The organism is Nostoc sp. 'Peltigera membranacea cyanobiont' 210A (genome assembly GCF_002246015.1).
GTDB lineage: Bacteria > Cyanobacteriota > Cyanobacteriia > Cyanobacteriales > Nostocaceae > Nostoc.
In genome coordinates this window covers 456944-482244 of the sequence record NZ_NOLJ01000005.1, presented here as the reverse complement: position 1 = coordinate 482244, position 25301 = coordinate 456944, and the positions used below count along the sequence as shown (strand labels likewise).

Annotated in this window: 7 protein-coding genes; 5 read left to right on the top strand and 2 right to left on the bottom strand. The window is 42.3% G+C overall.

Annotated features, from left to right (window positions below):
- Positions 1 to 536: 536 nt before the first annotated feature.
- Positions 537 to 2120, top strand: a complete 1584-nt coding sequence (locus CDG76_RS18120) for a mechanosensitive ion channel family protein (protein ID WP_094350349.1) — start codon at positions 537 to 539, stop codon at positions 2118 to 2120.
- A gap of 135 nt (positions 2121 to 2255) precedes the next feature.
- Positions 2256 to 3914, top strand: coding sequence for a mechanosensitive ion channel family protein (locus CDG76_RS18115; RefSeq protein WP_094350348.1), 1659 nt, complete (start codon positions 2256 to 2258; stop codon positions 3912 to 3914).
- A gap of 658 nt (positions 3915 to 4572) precedes the next feature.
- On the opposite strand, the gene CDG76_RS18110 is transcribed toward CDG76_RS18115, so the two are convergent.
- Positions 4573 to 5514 (bottom strand): N-acetylmuramoyl-L-alanine amidase, encoded by a 942-nt coding sequence (locus tag CDG76_RS18110; RefSeq protein WP_094350347.1) that lies wholly within the window; start codon positions 5512 to 5514, stop codon positions 4573 to 4575.
- A gap of 558 nt (positions 5515 to 6072) precedes the next feature.
- Between CDG76_RS18110 and CDG76_RS18105 the strand changes: the two genes are divergently transcribed.
- The 3 genes from CDG76_RS18105 (at position 6073) to CDG76_RS18095 (ending at position 17865) form a co-directional block, all read left to right on the top strand.
- Positions 6073 to 6339, top strand: coding sequence for a hypothetical protein (locus CDG76_RS18105; RefSeq protein WP_094350346.1), 267 nt, complete (start codon positions 6073 to 6075; stop codon positions 6337 to 6339).
- Between the two features lie 593 nt (positions 6340 to 6932).
- Positions 6933 to 10691 carry a magnesium chelatase subunit H gene (gene bchH / locus CDG76_RS18100; protein ID WP_094350345.1) on the top strand — a complete coding sequence of 1253 codons (3759 nt, stop codon included), beginning with the start codon at positions 6933 to 6935 and terminating at the stop codon, positions 10689 to 10691.
- 508 nt (positions 10692 to 11199) lie between these two features.
- Positions 11200 to 17865, top strand: coding sequence for a HAMP domain-containing protein (locus CDG76_RS18095; RefSeq protein ID WP_094350344.1), 6666 nt, complete (start codon positions 11200 to 11202; stop codon positions 17863 to 17865).
- A gap of 146 nt (positions 17866 to 18011) precedes the next feature.
- On the opposite strand, the gene CDG76_RS18090 is transcribed toward CDG76_RS18095, so the two are convergent.
- Positions 18012 to 25136, bottom strand: a complete 7125-nt coding sequence (locus CDG76_RS18090) for an AAA family ATPase (protein ID WP_094350343.1) — start codon at positions 25134 to 25136, stop codon at positions 18012 to 18014.
- Positions 25137 to 25301: the final 165 nt, after the last annotated feature.

Here is a 25301-nt window from a genome sequence, read left to right as displayed (position 1 = left end):
GCATAGTTCAAATCGCTAGAAAGATGTAAAGACGCGGATATACGGGGAGTAAAAGACACATTAACCCACTATCTACGCGCAATTATTGCAGTGAACACCAGAGAAATGCTGTAATGTCATTCAGGCAAAAATGATGATTTTAGCCATAATGTTAGCAAACAAAGCTCCAAACCTAATTTCTGTCTATTGTTTAAAAGTTGGCTGAGATTTTTCTTTGACCAGAGTGATGGAAGAGCGTTAAGTAGAGCAGCATAAATAATTAAAGGTTTGTAGTGAAAACTTTAGCCATCAAGTGAGGGCTAAAGTTTTCACTACAAAATAATCTCAAGATTTTTTACATTACTTAATTTACTTCGATTTATTCTCACTTACTTAAAGTCGGTAAAGATCAAACGAAAAGTGAACGTGTGAATAAAATGTTAATGGCTTGACAAGTTGTGATTATATGAAATAATCATCTATGTATAGAAAAAGCTTGATGTTCTCAATAGATTTTGACATACAACTGTTAAATTAATTCAGTTTTATATTCATATATGAATGTATTAATTATTTTGGCTGAAGTCAGCTTGATAATCTTTGTTTTTGTATTACTGAACTGGGTTTTCAGCAAATTATTCAAGCTATTTACTAAAACCTTTATACCTAAAAGCGACAATAGAAGTATCAAAACCCTCCGCCGAAATATCACAGGGTTATTGTTACTTGCTTGTGTGGTATCGTGCATTCTGATTGTGGGTGCTAATGGTTATCTAGTTTATCGGGGCGAAAACCTTCAGCAATACACACTCTTGTTGATTGAGCGTATCCCATCAGGATTTTGGGTGACACTAGGAATTGGCATAGCTCAGAGTTTTGGCACTTTGATTTTAGCGGCGATCGCCCTGAAATTTCTCAAATATTGGCTGAAAATAGCCAGCACTCGCACTAAGAACTTAGAAAAAAATACTGCTGACGATGAAAGTATTGATGCTTTCTTTAACGCCTTCTATGACAGAATCAGTGGTGGAATCTGGCTATGGGCTACCATCTTGTGTGCCCATTTTCTCAAATTGCCAGCAACGGTTTCGGAATATTTGTACATCGCGCTGCGAATCTATCTAATCATTGCCATCGGATTGCTTATACTTAAAGCAGTTGCTGCGATCGTTGATAGCTTAGATGCTCTCAGCATCAGATACTCCAATCCCGATAACCTGCTAAGATTTTACGATCGCCTCCGACACCTGATACCCTTTTTAAAGCGCTGCTTGGAATTTGTGATTTATGTCTGCATGGCAACATTGGTGATTCAGCAGGTGCAGTTAATTGCCAATGTCGCAACTTTTGGCCCGCGAATTATTAAGATTATCGGTATCATCTTTATTAGTCGCGTGTTGTTTGAGGTCGTTTACTTACTTGTTGAAGAGGTGCTGTTCAAAGACCAGAATCTAACTGAGATTCAAAGAAGTAGACGCCTGACGCTCGTTCCTCTGTTTCGTAGTTTCTTGCAATACTTAATTTACTTTGGGGCTACAGTTTTTATTCTCTATGCCCTGAGTATCGATCCCACTCCCATACTTGCGGGTGCTGGTATTGTCGGCATCGCTGTGGGATTAGGGGCACAAACACTAATTAACGATATTGTCTGCGGCTTCTTTATTCTGTTTGAAAACTACTATTTAGTAGGTGACTATATTGAAGCCGGAAAAGCCGAAGATAAAGTTGTCGAAGGTATTGTCGAGGCGATTGAACTCAGAACCACTCGTGTCAGACATCCTAATGGTCAATTGCAGATTATTCAGAATGGAAATATTGGCTCAATTACTAATTACTCCAAACAGTATATCTTTGCAGTAGTAGAAGTTGGTGTGCCTTATGATTCCAACTTAGCGCACGTGTACAAAGTCATTGAGGAGGTGGGACAGCAGTTAAAAGCAGACGATCCAGATGTACTCGAAGGCACACAGGTGGATGGAGTCGAAAGTCTAGGAGAGTCTAACTTATTGCTACGAACATTAACGAAAGTAAAGCCAGGAAAACATCTTCAAATTCAGCGCGTTCTTCGGAAGATTTTTACGAATGCACTGCTGGGGGAAGGAATTGTAATTCCCGTGCGCGCTGAAAGTGCCGAAGGTTAATTTGGTGCTTTCTTTTAACAAAAAATCACTCAGGAGTCATTTAATTGTGGATTTTTCCTTCAATCAAAAATCCAAAATTAAAAATCCAAAATTGGTAGAGTAACTTATTTGAAATTGCAAGAATAACAGGTACTAATGAACTATACCCTCATCGCCCAAGCCGCAGAATCTGCATCAAAACCTTCTGTTGTAGTACCAGCACCTCCGACTTTTCCAACGGGGGCACAAATTAGCTCTTTCTTTTATACATTCGGCGCATCTATAGTTGTTGTATTTGTACTCTATATATTACTTTTCTATCTACTGCGATCGTTTCTGCGCCGCACAGAAAAAGATACAGCCCTATTTATCCTTGGAATCTTACAAATCCCTGCGATCGCTATTTTTATCCTTGCTAGTCTAAAACTCTCTCTGACTCAACTCGGATCGGGGGGAATTATTAATTTAATCGATCGGGGACTCACGGCTTTCCTAATTCTTGGTTTCACTTACGGCATAACTTTATTGTTTACAGAAGCAGCAGTCTACTACTTAAAAGACTACGCCCGAAAAACTGAGGCTGTCTGGGATGACGTATTAATTCCACTCCTACAAAATTTTATCCCACTCATCACTTACCTCATTGGCATATCTCTGTTTTTCAGCACCATTGGGGTTGATTTAACAGGAATTGGGTTAGCAATAGGTAGCATCACTGTAGTGTTGGGATTAGCAGTAAAAGATATTTTAAGCGATTTTTTCAGTGGGTTAGTTTTACTAGTTGATACACCCTTTAGATTTGGAGATGTCATCTCCATGCCAGATGGTTCAATTGCAATTATCAAACACATTGGTATCCGGGTAACAAAACTATATCTGATTAACGAGCATTGCGAGGTTTATACACCAAACACGACTTTGGGAGGTCAAAACATAGTCAATCTCAGTCGTCCTACAACTCACTACGCTTATACGATTAAAGTGTCAGTTAGAGTTGATGCTGATGCAGTGGTAGCAACAAACATTTTGCAACAAATTATCCTTGGTCATCCAGACACATTAGGCGATATTGATGAAAAACTTCAATATTTAGACAATTTTGCTGCATTGACAGAAGCCAAGGATGATAAGCTGTCAAAAAAAGAAGCAGGACGGCTGCGTTTATTAATTGAAAAAGATGTGAACACGCAACTGCAAAAAATTGAGCAAGCATTTGAAGATTTTGTTAGAGAAGTTAAGAAGGTAGAAAAGGGTGGATTGAATTCAGAAGAATTAAAAATTCTCCAGAAAAACTATTTAGAAATACTGAACATTGTGGGGCTGGTAGTCATCACAGAACGCAAGGGTAAACGTCTGCGATCGCGCCTAGAAGAACAAGAGCCGACTGAAAAACAAACTCTAATTGGCTTGATTCGCCAATGGTATCAAACTTGGTTAAAAGATCCTGATTTAGTAATTGAAGACCAACATCTTTTACCAGACGAATGGGAGCAAAAAATTGAACTTTTAAAAATTAAGCTAAATAAATTATTTCAAAAAATTGCAAGTCCCGGAGTAGATGAAACAAGATTAGATGACTATTCCTTAAAATTTCTCGAATGGCTACATGATAGTTTTAAAGAGTCTAATACTGCCTGGAAGGAACCACAAGTTCAGCTAACTGATATCCAAGGCTCTGCTATGCAATTTTCTGTCCGTTTCTATGTTGATAATATTCAGTTAGAACACTGGCGACGTGGAAACCGTGTCCAAAATGAGGTACGTCGGGAGATGGTAAGGCGGTTAAGACAAGCCTATATCTACACACTAGGATGATTCAGTCAGTGAAACCAGAGAATAGCGATCGCTCGTGGATTACGCGATCGCTGCCTTACTAAAATCTCATATTCAAACTCAGTTATAAAAAAACAACGGTTTTGAATCATATTTTAGAATAAGTGTTGTATCAAGCTTGATATAACATAATAAATAAATTTTAAAATTAGTAAAAACGTGCTTATTTATACAAAAAATCAGTAGTGATTGTTATAGCCTTGAAAAGCCCTTTACTTTTATACTTTTGGCGAAACTTCACCGCCAAAAAAGCACCAGAGCGATAGGAAATTACCTGTTACCAAATGCGATTGATACTTAATCAAACGCAAACTTGGTTAAGTTAACAGATTCTTGTCAACAGAATAGGTGATTTCCTACGCCCTGGTTATTTCTTTTAATTATTTTATCTCAATGGCTGTAAGCGATATCAATGCTATCTCAAATACTTTGGCAGTTTGTGCGCTTGCCAAAGATATTATGAACAAAATATGGTTGTAAGTTGATAAAATCAATCCCTTCACTGATTTATTAGGCAAAACAGTTCTGTTAGCAGTAACGCGGCGTTTAGCCCGTTCCCAGTTCTGAGTAAAGATGTCAGATTCCCAACTTCTTTACTCAGCACTACTACCCCAGTCTCTAGTCTCTAGTCCCCATCAGCCTAACCAATTAATTTCTGCCAACTAGCAGGGCCGATAATGCCATCGGCATCTAAACCATTTTGCTTTTGAAAGTTTTTAACTACAACCTCTGTTTGCGACCCATAGACGCCATCATTCTCAACACCTAAACGGTATTGTAAGTATCTGACAACTGCACCACCAGCATGGTTTGGTCTGATAATTCGTTTTGCCAAAATTAGATTTATGGCATTCCATGTAGTTGCGTCAGCAATTCCAGTCGGCTGAACTGCGACAATAGTCTGAAATTTTTCTACGGCAGATTTTGTGTTGGCCCCCGTGAAGCCATCTTCCACTAACGCCTTACCATTTTTATCGGTTATTTTTAGTCTATTTAAGGATTTTTGCAGTCTGAGAATAGTTTCATCTATGTTCTCCTCTTCATCTGGTACAGGGTTAACAGGGGCACTTGGCAATTTACCAGTTAAGCCTTTGACAATTGCATTAGCCATTGCTTCAGGATTAAAAAGATTCATATCTTTTTGCGAATCGAGGAAGCAACATTCTATCAAGATAGCAGGCATATCTGTATTTTTCAGAACATACAAGTGGGAACCACTCTTAACGCCACGATTAAAAAATCCTAACTTGATGATTTCATCTAATACAGGTTTAGCAATTTTTCTACCTGTATCGCTAGTCGCATATACTTCTGTGCCGTTAGCTTGGTTGTTAAAAGCATTAAAATGAATCGAGACGTAAGTATCTACTCTGCTTGCATTAGCCGTAGAACATCTTTTTGAGAGTGAGTCACGGACTGTATTAGCATTACTTGGTCTACATACTACGACTTCATTTCCTAAAGCTCTTAACTTGGCTATAACTCTATTACCTACATCTAGAGTTAAATTATCCTCGAATTTAATACCTCTAGCTCCTGTATCTGGTGGACAATTGTGCCCGCTATCAATTCCAAATTTCATTAGTTCATCCTCAATTTACTTGTTTTTACACTAGTTCAAAACTTTTATAATTATATAAACAAAGTTTGGTTAATAACTTTGTGAAAATACTTGTTAGCAATGGCTGCATTATTTTCAGCATTACTACGCTATGAAACCAAATAAGTTTTTGTGCGAACCTGAGCAGCAACTTTGATTTGGTAAAATCCACTAATTCAAAGCCATATTGCAACCAAAAACACAACTATTATAAGTTATCAATATCGAGAATAACCAGTAAATTTTCCCAATAAATTGAAATCTAGCAATTGCCTCCATTATTTAGATAATAACGCTTTATAAAAGTGGAAAGCCATGACAAATGTACTTAGTTAGATGCCCAAATCCCTAAACCGAACACACCCCCTGATGTGAACCTGGGTTTATAAGGTCGTAACTCTTGACAGACTCTACCCTTGGCTTGATGTTAACCCTGAGCAGCTTAACACATAATACTTTACAGTATTAATGAATACGCGTTCGCTTCTAAACACCTGTGCGAGATTTATCAGATAAACTGCTCAATAAACGAGGCTCAACATGGGATCTTTAAATTTTGTGAAGCTACTGGAGAATTCCATCAATGAACCCGGCTTAGAGTGGACTCTTTGTTTTATAGGGGAAGATAAATCTAGCAAACTTGCAGAACTCACGCAAGAATTGAGAGGAAAATTTTCTACAACAGGCGATGGAAAAGAGATTGTATCTGGTTTTTCCTATTGGGGAATCGGCCCAACCATCGCCTGGGATCGTGCCTGTAACGATCGCTTCTATCTCGTGATGAAAGAGAGTATAGAGTCTTTTTGATATCGATGGCATCAAATTCATTCTAATAATATCAAAGATCAGAAATATCATTATGTAAGTTTAGGTGTCGCCACAAGTGAAAAAGACCAAGATATTTTAAGTTTATGTTAATGAGTTTAACCGGAGATTAGATATTACCGAGTTGCGTACTTTTACAAACTTGTCACCGCAATAAATCCGTTTACTATATGAAGCGCTATAGAAATCAAAAGAGTTCAATGATGCATTTAATTTGACTCAACACATCACAACTTTTTTGAAATCAAAATATCCCAAAAGCGTTGGTGATAGTGAACCCGGATTTCTCACGCATAGTGTAGGCTTCAGGGGAAGAGGAGTGTGGGGAGTGTGGGGAGTGTGGGGGGTAAGACTTCTTCCCCATCCNCCCACACCTCCCACACCTCCCACACCTCCCACACCTCCCACACCTCCCACACCTCCCACACTTCTTGGATTTCTCACAAGTGAGAAATCCAGGTGAAGCCCTACCTCCTTCAAGGAACTACTGACCGGAATCTGTGGGTAGATATTTAACAATCAGCCTGAAAGCACGTTTAAAATTTAAGTAAAGAAATATTTCGTAGCTTACAGGCATGAAACGCATCGTCTTGATTGCTGGGTTTGAATCATTCAACGCTGACTTGTACAGAAAAGCAGCCTTTTTGGCTAACTCTCGCTGTCCTGAGTTGGATATTCGGGTATTTAGCGATCGCGATCTTACCAGTCAACGTGCCGAAGTAGAAGCAGCACTGCATGACGTTGATGTGTTTTTCGGTAGCCTACTATTTGATTATGACCAGGTTGTGTGGTTGCGCGATCGCATTGCCCAAATTCCCATCCGTCTAGTCTTTGAGTCAGCCTTAGAATTGCTGAGTTTAACCAAATTGGGTGATTTTGCTATTGGCGACAAACCCAAAGGAATGCCCAAACCCGTTAAATTCATCCTCGACAAATTTAGCAACGGGCGAGAAGAAGACAAACTCGCTGGTTACATCAGCTTCTTAAAAATTGGCCCCAAACTACTGAAATACGTGCCAGTGCAAAAAGTCCAAGACTTACGCAACTGGTTAATTATCTATGGTTACTGGAATGCTGGCGGCCCAGAAAACGTCGCTTCATTATTCTGGACACTGGCAGAAAAATACTTAGATTTAAAAGTCGGCGACATTCCCCCGCTAGTCGAAACCCCCAACATCGGATTACTCCATCCCGACTATCAAGGTTTTTTTGAATCGCCCCGCGAGTATTTAGAATGGCATAAAACCCATTGTAGAGACGCGATTCATCGCGTCTTCCCTAATCGCGTCTCCCCAGTTGTAGGAATTCTCCTGTACCGAAAACACGTCATCACCAAACAAGCTTATATTCCGCAACTGATTCGCAGTTTTGAAAAAGCTGGGTTAACTCCCTTGCCTATTTTCATCAACGGTGTAGAAGGACACGTGGCGGTACGAGATTTAATGACAACCGACTATGAAATTCAGCAACGACAACTAGGTAATATAGAAACTCCCTCACTATCTAGTGAAGCAGTAAAAGTAGATGCGATCGTCTCTACAATTGGCTTTCCTCTGGTAGGTGGCCCCGCTGGTTCAATGGAAGCTGGCCGTCAAATAGAAGTCGCAAAACGCATCCTTACTGCCAAAAATGTACCTTATATTGTTGCTGCACCACTATTAATTCAAGATATTTCCTCGTGGACACGCCAAGGTATCGGCGGATTGCAAAGTGTAGTATTGTATGCCTTACCAGAATTGGATGGGGCTATTGATACCGTTCCCCTTGGTGGTTTGGTGGGCGAAAATATTTATCTGGTTCCCGAACGGGTGCAGCGATTAATTGGTAGGGTAAAAACTTGGGTGGCTTTGCGGCAAAAACCTGCATCGGAACGCAAGATAGCAATTATTTTATATGGGTTCCCACCGGGTTATGGTGCTGTGGGCACAGCTGCATTATTAAATGTGCCGCGTAGTTTGCTGAAGTTTCTCCACGCACTCAAAGAACAAGGTTATACCGTGGGGGATTTACCGGAAGATGGGGAAGAATTGATTCGCTGGGTGAAAGAAGCAGATGAAGCTAATTCTCTTGTGGGGCAGTCGTCTCGCCTGCCCCTAGATAATGGCGCTCATGTTGCCCACCCCACAAGTAGTGTCAATGTTCGCACTCTAGAAAAATGGCTGGGATATCTACAAACTTCCCGGATTGAAAAACAATGGAAATCTCTCACGGGAACTGGAATTAAAACCTATGGCGACGAATTCCAGATTGGCGGTGTGCAGTTAGGGAATGTCTGGATAGGTGTACAACCACCTTTGGGTATACAAGGCGACCCGATGCGCTTAATGTTTGAACGAGATTTAACGCCTCATCCCCAATATGCTGCTTATTATAAATGGTTGCAAAATGAGTTTGAAGCTGATGCTTTAGTTCATTTTGGAATGCATGGGACGGTGGAATGGTTGCCTGGTTCTCCGTTGGGTAATACGGGTTATTCTTGGTCGGATATTTTGTTAGGAAATTTGCCTAATCTATATATATATGCGGCGAATAATCCGTCTGAATCGATGTTGGCAAAACGTCGCGGTTATGGTGTATTAATTTCTCATAATGTACCGCCTTATGGGCGTGCAGGTCTGTATAAGGAATTGGTGGCATTACGAGATTTGATTTCGGAGTATCGTGAAGATCCACAAAAGAATTATGTTTTGAAGGAAGGGATTTGTAAAAAAATTGTGGATTCTGGTTTAGATGCCGATTGTCCGTTTGCGGATGCGAAACGGTTGGGAATTGCGTTTACTCCCGAAAATGTGCGGATGTTTAGTAGTCATACTTTTGATGATTATTTGGTGGAGTTGTATGGATATTTGCAAGTTTTAGAAAATCGGTTGTTTTCTTCTGGGCTGCATACTTTGGGGGAAAAGCCGAGTGAGGAGGAATTGGCTTCTTATTTGGAGGCATATTTTGGGGGGGAGGAGGAAGAAAACGTAGACGCTTCGGCTTGCCGCAGGCTACCGCAAAGGCGCAAAGAAGAAAGAGAGGAGGAGGAAAGGTTAATAAGGGATTTGTTGATGCAATCTACGGATGAGTTAACGAATTTGTTGAGGGGGTTGAATGGGGAGTATATTCCGCCTGCGCCTGGGGGGGATTTGTTAAGGGATGGGGCTGGGGTTTTGCCGACTGGGAGGAATATTCATGCTTTAGATCCTTATCGGATGCCTTCACCTGCTGCATACCAACGGGGACGAGAAATTGCTCAAAAAATTATCGCCCAGCATTTGGAGGAATATGGGAAATATCCTGAAACGGTGGCGGTGATGTTATGGGGATTAGATGCGATTAAAACTAAGGGTGAATCTTTGGGGATTCTTTTGGAGTTGGTGGGGGCTGAACCTGTTAAGGAAGGAACTGGTAGGGTTGTTCGTTATGAATTGAAGCCGTTGGCGGAGGTTGGACATCCCCGCATTGATGTGTTGGGTAATTTATCTGGGATTTTTCGGGATAGTTTTGTAAATATCATCGAATTGTTGGATGATTTATTTCAACGGGCGGCTGATGCTGATGAACCCGATGATCGGAATTTTATTAGAAGACATGCTTTAGCTTTAAAAGCCCAAGGGGTGGAAAATGCATCGGCGAGATTGTTTTCTAATCCGGCGGGTGATTTTGGTTCTTTGGTGAATGATAGGGTGGTTGATGGTAATTGGGAATCTGGTGAGGAGTTGGGGAATACTTGGCAAAGTCGCAATGTGTTTAGCTACGGGAGAGAAGATAAGGGTCAAGCTAGACCGGAAGTGTTGAATACGTTGTTAAAAACTAGCGATCGCATTGTCCAAGAAATCGATTCGGTAGAATATGGTTTAACTGATATTCAAGAATATTACGCCAATACGGGCGGTTTGAAAAAGGCGGCAGAAAAACAAGGCGGTAAGAAGGTTTCAACTAGCTTTGTAGAAAGTTTCTCGAAGGATACTACACCGCGCAATTTAGATGATTTGCTACGAATGGAGTATCGCACTAAGTTGGTAAATCCCAAATGGGCGCAAGCAATGGCAAATCAAGGTTCTGGTGGTGCTTTTGAAATTTCCCAACGGATGACGGCGTTGATTGGTTGGGGTGGTACTGCCGATTTTACCGATGATTGGGTTTATGACCAAGCGGCAGATACTTATGCGTTAGATGCAGAGATGGCGGATAAGTTACGGAAGGCAAATCCTGAAGCTTTCCGCAATATTTTAGGCAGAATGTTGGAGGCGCATGGGCGGGGTTTCTGGGAAGCTGATGGTGATAAGTTAGATAAGTTGCGCCAGTTGTATGAGTTAACGGATGAAGAGTTGGAGGGTGTGACGGTTTAGAAATAAAGCGATGTCTACGACGGGCTACGCCTACGCCACTTTCAAGCGGAGGCAGATGTCTCTGGGGTGAGTACTCTCTAACCATTTGCCAATCCTTGGAGTTGCCGGATATTTCTGACTTTAGCAAACCTCAATTATCAGTTAGGATTTATTGATTTGCTGCTTGCCTCAAATTCCAAAAATCATAAAACGTGATGTTAATTGTCATCGTGTGTTCTACTGTGCGATCGCTTACTCGCCCAAGTTAGGCATCGCCGACAATTAATGCTGCATAACAGATTCCAACTAGCTATCATTAGCTAAGTGGTATGCCAGATATATCGACGGCAATACCATTTAGTTAGCACTATTTGTTAACTGCTTACACTCGCACCCATAAAAAGTAGTTTGATCCACTTTCTATTCCCTGCTCTTTATTGTGATACGCATTGGCTAAAAGTACTCTAAATAAGTACGGGGTGCAAAAAATACAAAAAATTATTCAAGGATTAAGATTAAGGATAAGGCTATGACAACCGAACAGTTAACTAGAGACAGCGACAATCTAGATTTAAATCAGCTACTAAGAACGCTGAATGCTGTTAAACAGGGTGACTTCTCGGCTCGGATGCCCATAGATCATACTGGTGTAGCAGGTAAAATAGCTGACACGCTCAATGATATTATTGACCAGAATGAGCGGATGGCGGCCGAACTACAACGGATTGGTAACGTTGTCGGCAAAGAAGGCAAAATTGCCGATCGCGCCTCTCTCGGAGATGTTCGAGGTTCTTGGTCAGATTGTGTTATTTCTGTCAATACTCTAATTACAGATTTAGTTCAACCAACAGCTGAAACAACCCGTGTAATTCGGTCGGTCGCCAATGGTGACTTATCCCAAACGATCGCCACAGAAATTGATGGCAGACCCCTCCAAGGTGAGTTTCTCCAAACTGCTAATATCGTCAACACGATGGTAGAACGGCTTGGTTCCTTTGCCAGTGAAGTAACCAGGGTTGCCCGTGAGGTGGGAACCGAAGGGAAGTTGGGTGTCCAAGCTGAAGTGCAAGGTGTGGCTGGTACTTGGAAAGATTTGACTGATAACGTTAACTTGATGGCGGGTAATCTCACCGGACAAGTTCGCAACATTGCCGAAGTTGCCACTGCGATCGCAAATGGTGACTTATCCAAAAAAATCACCGTTAATGTTAAAGGCGAAATTCTCGAACTAAAAAACACCGTCAACACGATGGTGGATCAATTGAATTCTTTTGCTAGTGAAGTGACGCGAGTTGCCCGTGAAGTCGGAACTGAAGGGAAGTTGGGCGTACAAGCAGAAGTTAAAGGAGTGGCAGGAACTTGGAAGGATTTAACTGATAACGTTAATTTGATGGCAGGGAATTTAACTGCCCAAGTCCGTAATATTGCTGAAGTAACAACGGCGGTAGCGAATGGCGACCTTTCCAAGAAAATCACTGTTGATGTCAAAGGCGAAATTTTAGAGTTGAAAAACACCGTCAACATCATGGTGGATCAACTTAATTCTTTTGCATCGGAAGTAACAAGAGTTGCGCGTGAGGTGGGTGCTGAAGGTAAATTGGGCGGTCAAGCAGAAGTTCGCGGGGTAGCGGGTACGTGGAAAGACCTTACCGATAGTGTGAATTTCATGGCGGGAAGCTTGACGGCACAGGTGCGGAATATTGCCGAAGTGACAACGGCTGTGGCAAATGGCGACTTATCTAAGAAAATCACTGTCGATGTCAAAGGCGAAATTCTGGAACTCAAGAATACCATTAACACAATGGTGGATCAGCTTAATTCTTTTGCAAGTGAAGTGACAAGAGTTGCGCGTGAGGTGGGAACTGAAGGGAAGTTAGGCGTACAAGCAGAAGTGCGGGGAGTTGCGGGTACTTGGAAAGATTTAACGGACAACGTTAACTTAATGGCGGGTAATCTTACCGGACAAGTGCGAAATATTGCCGAAGTTGCTACTGCGATCGCAAATGGCGATCTATCCAAAAAAATTACCGTCGATGTCAGAGGTGAAATTCTGGAACTCAAGAATACCATCAATATAATGGTGGATCAACTCAGTTCCTTTGCAAGTGAAGTAACACGGGTTGCGCGTGAGGTGGGAAGTGAAGGTAAACTGGGTGTGCAAGCCGATGTGCGCGGTGTGGCTGGAACTTGGAAAGATTTAACTGACAGCGTGAACTTCATGGCAGGAAGTTTGACGGCACAAGTGCGGAATATTGCCGAAGTGACTACGGCAGTTGCAACAGGCGACTTATCCAAGAAAATCACCGTCGATGTCAAAGGTGAAATTCTGGAACTCAAAAATACCATCAACACAATGGTGGATCAACTTAATTCCTTTGCATCAGAAGTAACAAGGGTTGCCCGTGAAGTGGGAAGCGAGGGTAAACTGGGCGTGCAAGCAGAAGTACGCGGTGTGGCTGGCACTTGGAAAGATTTAACCGACAGCGTGAATTTCATGGCGGGAAGTTTGACGGCACAGGTACGGAATATTGCCGAAGTGACTACGGCGGTTGCAACAGGCGACTTATCCAAGAAAATCACGGTTGATGTGAAAGGTGAAATTCTGGAGTTGAAAAACACCATCAACACGATGGTAGATCAACTTAGTTCCTTTGCAAGTGAAGTGACGCGAGTTGCCCGTGAGGTGGGAACTGAAGGGAAATTGGGCGTACAAGCGGAGGTGAAAGACGTTGCCGGCACTTGGAAAGATTTAACCGACAGTGTGAACTTCATGGCGGGAAGCTTGACGGCACAGGTGCGGAACATTGCCGAAGTTACGACTGCGATCGCAAATGGTGATTTATCTAAGAAAATTACTGTTGCTGTCAAAGGCGAAATTCTCGAACTCAAGAATACCATCAATATAATGGTGGATCAACTCAACTCCTTTGCAAGTGAAGTAACGCGGGTGGCGCGGGAAGTGGGAAGCGAAGGTAAATTAGGCGTACAAGCAGATGTGCGTGGCGTGGCTGGAACTTGGAAAGATTTAACTGACAGCGTAAACTTCATGGCGGGAAGTTTAACGGCACAGGTACGAAACATTGCCGCCGTGACAACCGCCGTAGCTAATGGCGACTTATCTAAGAAAATCTCTGTTGATGTTAAAGGTGAAATTTTAGAGTTGAAAAACACCGTCAACACAATGGTAGATCAACTCAATTCCTTTGCAAGTGAAGTAACGCGGGTTGCCCGTGAGGTGGGAACTGAAGGTAAGCTGGGCGTACAAGCCGAAGTTAAAGGTGTAGCCGGAACTTGGAAAGATTTAACCGACAGCGTAAACTTCATGGCGGGAAGTTTAACGGCACAGGTGCGAAACATTGCCGAAGTTACCACAGCCGTAGCAAATGGCGACTTATCTAAGAAAATCACTGTCGATGTGAAAGGCGAAATTCAGGAACTTAAAAACACCATTAATACAATGGTGGATCAGCTAAATTCCTTTGCATCGGAAGTTACAAGGGTTGCGCGTGAGGTGGGAACCGAAGGGAAATTGGGCGTGCAAGCTTACGTCAGAGGAGTTGCAGGCACTTGGAAAGATTTAACAGACAATGTAAACTCGATGGCGGGGAACCTCACCGGACAAGTTCGCAACATCGCGGAAGTTACGAAAGCGGTAGCTAATGGCGACTTATCTAAGAAAATTACCGTCGATGCCAAAGGCGAAATTTTAGACTTGAAGAACACCACCAACACAATGGTGGATCAACTTAGTTCCTTTGCAAGTGAAGTAACGCGGGTGGCGCGGGAAGTGGGAACTGAAGGGAAGTTAGGCGGACAAGCGCAAGTCCAAGGTGTCGCGGGTACTTGGAAAGATTTAACAGATAACGTGAACTCGATGGCGGGTAACTTAACGGCACAAGTACGGGGTATTGCCAGAGTTGTAACGGCAGTTGCTAACGGTGACTTGAAACGGAAACTAATGTTAGATGCCAAGGGAGAAATTGAAACCTTGGCAGAGACAATCAACGAGATGATTGATACCCTGGCAACCTTTGCCAATCAAGTAACCACAGTAGCGCGGGAAGTGGGAATTGAAGGGAAGTTAGGCGGACAAGCAAGAGTCCCTGGCGCGGCTGGAACTTGGAAAGATTTGACAGATAACGTGAATGAACTTGCTGCTACACTGACAACTCAGTTGCGAGCGATCGCAGAAGTTGCTACAGCTGTAACTAAGGGTGATTTAACTCGTTCAATTGCCGTCGAAGCACTAGGGGAAGTAGCGATACTCAAAGACAACATCAACCAGATGATTGCCAATCTGCGGGAGACAACGCAGAAAAACACCGAACAAGACTGGTTGAAAACTAACTTAGCCAAGTTTACCAGAATGCTCCAAGGGCAGCGAGACTTGGAAACCGTATCTAAACTCATTCTCTCAGAACTAGCACCCTTGGTAGGAGCGCAACACGGCGTATTCTTCCTCATGGAGTCTGTTGAAAATACACCGTATTTGAAACTAATCAGTAGCTACGCTTACCGCGAACGCAGACATCTAGCTAACCGCTTCCAATTGGGTGAAGGTTTGGTGGGACAATGCGCTTTAGAAAAAGAGCGAATACTGCTGACGGAAGTACCGAACGATTATGTCAAAATTTCCTCTGGTTTAGGAGAAGCCACGCCACTCAATGCCGTAGTCTTACCTGTACTCTTTGAAGGACAGGTGACAGCAGTGATTGAATTAGCATCCTTCCGCCGCTTTAGCGAAATTCATCTGACATTCTTCGACCAGCTTACCGAAAGTATAGCGATCGTCCTCAACACGATCGCAGCATCGATGCGAACTGAAGAATTACTCAAGCAGTCGCAATCTTTAGCTGAAGAACTCCAAACCCAGCAAAGTGAACTCCGCGAAACCAACAAGCGTTTAGAACAACAAGCCCAATCACTCAAAACTTCCGAGGATTTACTTAAAGGACAGCAAGAGGAACTGCAACAAACCAACGCCGAATTAGAAGAAAAAGCAGAGTTGTTGGCGATGCAGAAGAAAGAAGTCGAGCGCAAAAATCGCGAAATTGAGCAAGCAAGACTGTCTTTAGAAGACAAGGCTGAACAACTCGCCCTTTCCTCAAAATACAAGTCAGAATTTCTCGCCAATATGTCCCATGAACTGCGGACACCGCTGAATAGCTTGTTAATTTTGGCGAAATTGTTGACAGATAATATCGATCAAAATCTCACCAGCAAGCAAGTCGAATACAGCCAAACAATTTATTCAGCCGGTACTGATTTGTTGACGTTAATCAATGACATTCTGGATCTCGCTAAAATTGAATCTGGAACAATGTCCATTGACATGATTCCAATGCCATTGGCAGAGTTGGGTGATGTGATTGAGCGCACCTTCCGGCAAATTGCTCAGAGCAAAGGACTTGCCTTTACAATTGAATTCACTCCCGAATTGCCAAACACCATCTACTCAGATGTCAAACGCTTACAACAGGTATTGAAAAATCTCCTCTCCAACGCTTTTAAATTTACAGAACATGGGGAAGTACGCTTACGGATTGCGGTGGCGAAGCTAGGATGGAGCAACGACAACGAAACCTTAAATCGTGCCCAGCTTGTAATTGCCTTCTCAGTCAGCGATACAGGCATTGGTATTGCCCCCGAAAAACAGAAAGTGATTTTTGAAGCATTTCAACAAGCCGATGGCTCTACCAGTCGCAGATACGGCGGTACCGGATTGGGCTTATCAATTAGTCGCGAAATCGCCCGTCTCTTCGGCGGCGAAATTAAACTAATCAGTCAACCCGGTGAAGGTAGCACCTTTACATTCTACTTACCACAATTGAGTCCTGAGTTCCGAGTGCTGAGTGCTGAGTCAACATCAAAACCACTCCCCACTTCCCACTCTTTATTCCTCACTCCCCACTCCCCACGGGCTGAACGCCCCGCTACCGCTAACAGCACTCAGCACGGGCTAAACCCTAGCTATCCGCTAACAGCACTCATAACTGACGATCGCACGACTATAGAAAGAGGCGATCGCGTGTTATTAATTGTCGAAGATGATGTTAATTTTGCCCGTATCCTTCTAGAGATGGCGCAACAACAAGGATTTAAGGTGATAGCTGCCCAAACTGGCAGTACAGGTTTGATGCTAGCGCAGCAATTCCAGCCTTCAGCCATTTTGCTAGATATCCGGCTGCCAGAAATGGATGGTTGGACGGTATTAGATCGTCTCAAACATGATCCAAATACCCGTCACATTCCCGTACATATCATGACTGTTGAGGAAGGCAGACAACGCGGTTTGCAACTAGGTGCGATCGCATATCTGCAAAAACCTTTAACCAGCGAGACAATATCTGAGGCATTGACCAAAATTAAAGGTTTTGTTGAGCGCCAAGTGAAAAATTTATTGGTAGTCGAAGACGATGATACTCAACGGCTGAGTATTGTTGAGTTGATTGGTAACAGCGATGTTTCGACCACTGCTGTGGCTGACGGTGCAACTGCTCTAGAAGCTATTCGCACCCAGCATTTTGATTGCCTCGTCCTCGATTTAGGGCTACCTGACATGACCGGGTTTGAACTGATCGAGCAGATAAAACTTTTACCTAACGGCAAAACTTTACCAATTATTGTCTACACAGGTAGAGAAATTAGCAAAGCTCAAGAAACAGAACTCAGACGGATTGCCGAGACAATCATTATTAAAGATGTGCGATCGCCCGAACGTCTCCTCGATGAAACAGCATTATTTTTACACCGAGTCCAAGCAAATTTACCTGAACCCAAGCGCCAAATACTCGAACAACTGCATTCACAAGACTACTTACTCACTGGCAAAAAAGCCCTAATTGTAGACGATGATATGCGGAATATCTTCGCCCTGACCAGTATGCTGGAGCGTTATCAAATCCAGGTTTTATATGCTGAAAATGGCAGAGAAGGAATTACCCTGTTAGAAAATACACCAGATATTGATGTGGTGTTGATGGACGTAATGATGCCAGAAATGGATGGTTACGAAACAACACGCACGATCCGCCAAAACGAGCAATTTAAGTCTTTGCCGATTATTGCACTCACCGCTAAAGCTATGCAAGGCGATCGCGAGAAGTGTATTGAAGCCGGTGCATCAGACTACATTACTAAACCCGTAGATACTGAGCAATTGCTGTCACTGTTGCGTGTTTGGCTATATCGTTGATACTACTGTAAAACCTTTACTGCATTTTTGAATTAACAGCCAACGGTCAGAATAAAGAATAAAGACGCGATAAATCGCCGTCTCTACAATATCTTTTGTAGAGACGGCGATTCATCGCGTCTCTTGTCTTAACCTATATTTCACCATCATGCCAAATCGGGAACCAATGACGCGATCGCTTTCACCAATTCCTCTGGATCTACAGGCTTAGAAATATGCTGTTGAAATCCGACAGCGATCGCTTGCTGATGATCCATCTCACCAGCATAAGCAGTTAAAGCGATCGCGGGAATTGTCCCTCCTTGCTCTGGTTCCAAACTTCTCACCTGTCGCATCAGCATATAGCCATCCATTTCTGGCATCCCAATATCGCTGATAATTAGATTTGGCTGGGATTGACTCAAGGCAGTTAAAGCTTCAATGGCTGAGGCGACAACAGTAACAGTTGCACCATATTGCTCCAGCATGAAGGGCAAAAATTCTCGCATATCTGCATCATCATCCACCACCAGAATCTCTAAGCCAGACAGGGGCGAGGACTGAGCCGCCACCAGTGAAGAATTATCTTTTGCATTCTTGATTTTTTTGCTTTCATCCTGTAAGCATGGAAGTCTGACGATGAAAGTTGCTCCTTGTCCTTCGCCCAGACTTTCTGCTTGCACAGTTCCCCCGTGAAGTTCGACGAGATGGCGGACGATCGCTAATCCTAGACCTAAACCGCCAAATTTTCGAGTTGTCGCACCATCTGCTTGACGAAAATAATCAAAGACATAAGGTAAGAACTCAGGTGCAATTCCCTTCCCTGTGTCAGTGACGCAGACTTGTACCTGTGAGCCAACTTGCTCTAATTTAATTTTTACCTGTCCACCGATGGGAGTAAATTTAATCGCATTAGAAAGGATATTCCAAATGATTTGTTGTAGTCGATTGGCATCGCCTAAAACTTCCCCAACACCAGATTTAAGAATTGTCTGAATCTGGATAGACTTAGCCTCCGCCGATAAACGCACTGTCTCAATGGCAGCTTCAATGACTGATACCAAATTAATCCGGTAAAAGTTGAGGTTAAGTTTACCCTGAAGGATGCGGGAAACATCGAGCAAATCTTCAATTAATTGGGTTTGTAACTTGGCATTACGCTCAATGGTTTCTAGGGCGCGGGCGGTTGTTGCTTGATCGAGCTTGCGGCTTCGCATTAGTTTTGCCCAACCCAGAATCGGGTTGAGTGGTGTTCTCAATTCATGAGACAGCACAGCTAAAAATTCATCTTTAATGCGATTTGCCCTTTCAGCAGCACTTCGTGCTGTTCGTTCGGCTTCGTAGAGATGGGCGCGAGCGATCGCTTGGGCGCATTGTTGAGCAATAGCCAAAATAAATGCTTGATCTTCTCCACTAAGTTGTTGAGGCTGGGTAAATCCCAAACTTATACCGCCAACTGCCCAACCTTCTACCATCAATGGAATAGAAATCCAGGCATTAAAATCATATTGGGCGTAAATTTCTGCTAAATGTGGGTAACGAGCTACTCGATTTTCTGTTACTTGTGCCCAAATAGGTTTCCCAGTCCGCACCGCTTCTGCTAGGGGAGAGGGTGAATCGATGGCAAAAGTACGCCAAGCGTCTATCAAATCCTGCTTATAGCCAACCGCCCGCACAATTTCCAGTTCAGTTTTACTTTCATTCACCAAGGCGACAAGGGCAGAACTGGCTCCCAAGGCAGCCATGCTCTGCTCTACAATCACATCAGAGACTTGGGCTGGTGTTAGGGATTCTGAAAGAGCAGCCGTGATCGATTGAAGACGGGCAATGCGCTCCAATGCTCGTTCTGCCGTTTTTTGTGCTTGTTGCGCCTCTTGGTAAAGGCGGGCATTATCAATGGCGATGGCCGCTCGATGCGCAATATCCTCCGCTAGTGACAAGTCAGCCGTGCTGTAACGACGTTCTGATTCAGCGTTTACAAAGGAAATAGCACCAAAAATTCTTCCACGTGCCATTAAGGGCAAAATTATACAGGAATTCAAACCAAGTTCACGTACAATACGCAGATGTTCTGGATCTGGGATGGCTTCTGCTAGAAGTGCGTCTGAAATTTCAGCGATGATTTCAGTTTGTCCGGTACGCAAAACTTTAGGCACGCCTTCATCTGCATTTAACTTTCTCGGATAACGTTGATAAAGTTCCCAGCCTAGTTTCACTTTCTCTGGATCGCGGTGAGCAACTGCTACCCGATTAATTGATTGGTTGTCTTGCAGCAGATCAACGCCGCACCAATCGGCGAAGTAAGGCACAACCAGGTTGGCCACGCTTGCTAGGGTGCTTTCGTAATCAAGGGAAGAAGCGAGTGTTGCACTGACTTGAGCTAAAAACCCGGCTCGTTGTTGATTGGCTTCTGCTTCCAGGCGGGCGGTTTGCTCTTGAATCAGTTGAATACGTTCAGCTTCAGATTGTTTGCGATCGGTGATATCAAGCACAACACCACTCATGTGTGTAGCTTTACCAGCTTCATTGAAAAAGGCTTTTCCCCGACAGGCTGCGTAGCGAATACTGCCGTCATCTTGAATAATTCGATATTCTAAATTATGCTCCACGCCTTGGTTAATCGCTCGACTCAACGATTGAGCCAGCAATCCCCGATCGTTTGGATGCAGACGAGCGAGGATTGCTTCAGAAGTGCCAGCAAAGGTTTCCGGTGTTAACCCAAATAGTTGATAAATCTGCTCATCCCAATCAAAGCGATCGCTGGCAATATCCCAACTCCAAACACCGATTTGAGAAGATTTTAACGCCAAGCTGAGTTTTGCTTGGCTGTCTTCTAAACCTTGATAAAGACGAGCATTTTCTAGAGAGATGGCAATTTGAACTGTCAATATTTCCAGTACAGAAAGTTTTTCCTGTGTAAAGGCACTGGAGATCAGATTGTTTTCTAAATATAAAATACCAAGTAATTTTGACTGACGAGCGATCGGCAAACAAAGTACAGATTTAGGTTGCTTTTGAATTACATATTCGTCTTTAGAAAACAAATTTTGCTCAGTGGCATTCTCTAAAATCACTGTCTCGTGAGTTCGCTGAACATAATTCAGTATTGATTGAGGAATTACCTGTGAAATTTCACCCTCTAATACAAGTCGAGAAACATTGAGCTTTTCTGCTTGGGGATTAACTTTAGCTTCTACTTCAATCACCAGATTTTCATCGTGTTCCAGCAACAAATAACCAATTTCTGCTCCTGCTTGCTCGATGACAATTTGCATTAATGTCTTCAACAAACGCGAAAAAACAATTTCACTAGATATAGTTTGAGAGGCTTTAACTACTGACAAAAAGTCTAAATGCTCACCTGTGGTAATAAACGTTCCGTTAGAGACAAGCTGTTGTTGTGGCAATAGCTGAGGATAGGATTCTTCTAAGTGCTTGACTTTAGCAAATGCCTCCCAACGCATATAGGCATTTTTAGCTGCTTCCAAGTAGGTTTTGGCAATTAGTTCAAAATCTCGCTCTAAGTAAAACTTAGCAGCTAGTTCATTAGCTAAAGCTTCGTATTGTACAAATCCCTGCTCATGGGCTGAAGCAATTGATTGCTCATACAGACGCATTGCTTCCAATTCTCTACCTTCGATGCAAGCTATTTCGGCAGCTACTAACTGAGACTTATGTAAAAAGTTTTCAGGGCAATGATTAGACCAATATTGCAATCGCTGCTGATGACATTCTAGGGTTTGCAAAAACTGTTCTTGCTCTTGAAAAGATACTGTTGGATAAAGAGCCGTTAGAGTTAATGAGTAATACAAAACATAATCTGTTTCAATTGGTAATGCCAGTGTTGTCACCGGAAAATTTGTTAATTCTAAGGCACAATTCAGCGCCTCTGTATACTGTCGATATGTAAAAGATATGATTAACTTGATAATATGATAAAAAATAATTCCACTGACAAAACCTGCATCTGTAATAATAGATAACGCCTGTGATTCATCAAACTTATCACTACTTAGAGTCATATTATGGTGAGTCAATCCCCGCAGATTCATCAGTAGCATTTGCTCTAGTCTGATTGTCTGATAGACGGCATCATGTTTAGACTGACGGGCGAATGCAGTGTATTTTTCTAGAGATTTGTATGTTTCTGCAAGTGGATAGCCTAACTGGATAATTTGCCACGAGCCTTGATAGCCGTTATAGTTTGCCATCGTCACATCACCCGCTTCCACGCAGCCGATAAATCCCCGCTCTAAAAATGGAATATCGGTAGCAATATGGTTACACCAAACGTTAATATGACTTCCATGAATGTGTAGAACAACTCCTCTAAGTTTCAAGTCATGCAACTTTTCATTCAATTGAATTGTCATCTCAGAAAATGCGTAACCTGTAGGAATATCATGAAAGATGGAAACCAATAACATGGCATACATACTATAGGCAAAACAGGAGTCTTCCGTATTCCCAAATTTGAGTGAGTAGTTAACTGCTTTAAGTACGACTAAGGGAAAGAGATCGGGTCTACCGAGATAAGTAGGTGGCCCCAAAGTTGTCAACAGACTAATAACTGTTTTAATATTTGGATCTTGGATTACTATAGAATTAATTAAATCCGAGACTTGTCTATTACCTAGATTGGTCAATACTTGTTTTTTTTCAATTGCGATCGCACCTTCTACTTCCTCATTTGTATCAGGTAATATCACCCCAAAAAGTTTTAAAGCTTTTAATCCTAATATCAGTGCCTCTTCATATCTACCTGCAACTTGGTAGAGTCTGATTTGCAGCATATAAATATTTGATTTTTCTAGATGAGATTTTGCTTTCAGCAATAATAACTCAAATAATTCTTCGGCTTGTTCTAAATTCCCTGTTAAAAATTCACACTCAGCCTGTTCCCTAAATAAAGTAAATGTTTGGTGATATTGTTCCATCCAGGCATTTTCAGCCAAAAGATTTATGGCAACACTAAAAAATATTTTCGCAGGAGTGTAAGCTGTGGAAGCTTTTGCCTTTTTGCCAGCGATTAAATTTAATTGTACTAATTCATCCTTTTCTGTTTGTTCAATAATTAGATCCACGGCGAGATTTAGTTGATTCACTAGATCAAAAATTTGCTCGTTCACTTGTTCAGCATTCGCATTCTTCAGCAAAAGCTGCCCAATCTTCAGATGAACAGCCGATTTTGATTCATCGACAATTAAGGCATAAGCCGCTTGTTGAACTCGGTCATGGTAAAAACGATAGTTTTTATCAACACTTTCATCTGACTCGATAGAAATAATTAATCCTCTTAAAATTGCTTCAAAAAGTGCATTTGCCGTTTCTTCAATAGATTGTTCGCCAACAAGTGCCAAAACTTCTAAATCAAAGCGATTACCGATGCAGGAGGCTAATTTAAGCACCTGTTGAGTTGCAAGTGGCAGTTTTTGCATCCGCTCAATTATTAGACTGACAATATTATCTGTAATCCCTTGGGCTTGAATCTCAGGTAGATTCCATTGCCACCCTCCTTTTACCCCCCTCTGTCCCCCCTTACCAAGAGTGGATAGAAGAGGGTCAAAATTCAGCAAATTCTCTTGATGGAGTGTTTTGAGAAATTCATTGACAAAGAAAGGATTACCATCAGTTTTTTGGATAATCAATTGAGCAAGGGATTCTACTTGCTCTGCTGAACTATGTAAGGTATCAGCAATCAACTGATTGACATAAACAAGATTCAACGGTGTAAGCAGAATTTCAGTCGTTCTTGCTCCATACTGGCGAACCTTCTCTATCATTAAACTAAAGGGATGTACAACATCTACTTCGTTATCTCGATAGGCTAAGATGAAGCAGAGATATTGGATATTAGAGCCAGCAATAATAGTTTGAATTAAATTCAAAGTAGCGGTGTCTGCCCACTGCATATCATCTAAAAAAACAGTGAGTGGATGCTCTTTTTGAGCAAAGATGCTGATAAAGTTTTGAAACACCAAGTTGAAGCGATTTTGAGATTCGGCAGGCCCCAACTCTGGTATAGGAGACTGTTCTCCAACAATTAGTTCAACTTCTGGAATTACATCTGTGATTAGCTTACCATTGTTCCCTAATGCTGCTTCTATTCGCTTTTTCCAGCTAGCAAGTTGATCTTCCGGCTCAGTTAAAATTTGTCGTGCGAGTGTTTGAAAAGCTTGAACAATTGTGGAATAAGGAATATCTCGTTTATACTGATCGAATTTACCAGAGATAAAAACCCCACGTTCTCTAACAATGGGCTTGTGAATCTCCTTCACAAGAGTTGATTTACCAACGCCAGCATAGCCAGAAACTAACACAATTTCTGCTTTACCTTGATTAACAACTCGCTCAAATGCTTGTAAAAGCTTGGCAATCTCTGGTTCTCGCCCATACAATTTTTGAGGAATTTGAAAGCGTTCTGAGATATCTTGCTCACCCAAAATAAAGGATGGGATTTGTCCAGTTGTCTCCAATTGTTTTAAGCATTTTTCCAAATCAAATTGCAAACCTAAAGCGCTCTGATACCTCTGTTCTGCAACCTTCGACAGCAATTTCATGATAATCTCACAGAGCGTTTGGGGAATATCAGAGTTTAGCTTGCTTGGGAATAGTGGAGATTTGGCAATATGACAATGCACCCACTCTAAGGGGTCTTTGCCTTGAAATGGTAGCTGACCTGTGAGCATCTCATAAAAGGTGATTCCCAGCGAATACAAATCGCTGCGATGGTCAATTCCTCGATTCATCCGCCCGGTTTGCTCAGGTGACAAATAAGGTAGACTTCCTTCAATGCGACTGGAACTGCTAACTATTTGCTGCTGGTATGGAATGAAGGCAGCAATTCCAAAATCGGCAATTTTGACCTGATTAGTTTCGAGGTTAATTAAAATATTTTGCGGCTTAATATCCTTGTGGACAATGTGATGAGTGTGGATTTGTGCAAGTTTGCTAGTAATTTCAATCGCAATCTTCAGAAACGGCACAGGCTGTTGAAATTGGTCTAGCAATTGGTCTAGCGATCGCGCCTGAAAATCCTCCATAATTAAATAAGGGATTCCCTGGTGTATCTCTAAGGCGTAGGCTTTGACTGCTGCTGCGGTATTTAACCTTTGTGCGATCGCATACTCATGTTTGAGTTGTTCGATATTATTGGGTGTACACTGTTCTGGACGTAGCCCTTTGATAATTACCGGATACTGGTCTTTAACCTTAATTCCACGGTATATGACTGCTTTTATCCCTGCTTTTAACAAAGTGACAATCTGAAATCCGGGTAATGCAATCATCATGCCAAACACTCCAGCCGTGCATCTTCAGGGATAATCCGAGCTTAATTGTATTTTAAATACATTTCTTTGGGCAGATGAAATTTAGATGATATTAAGTTTGGATAATTTGGTTATCCTGACTCAAAAACCAAAACTAAGCTACAATTCAAGCAGAGTAAGCATTTC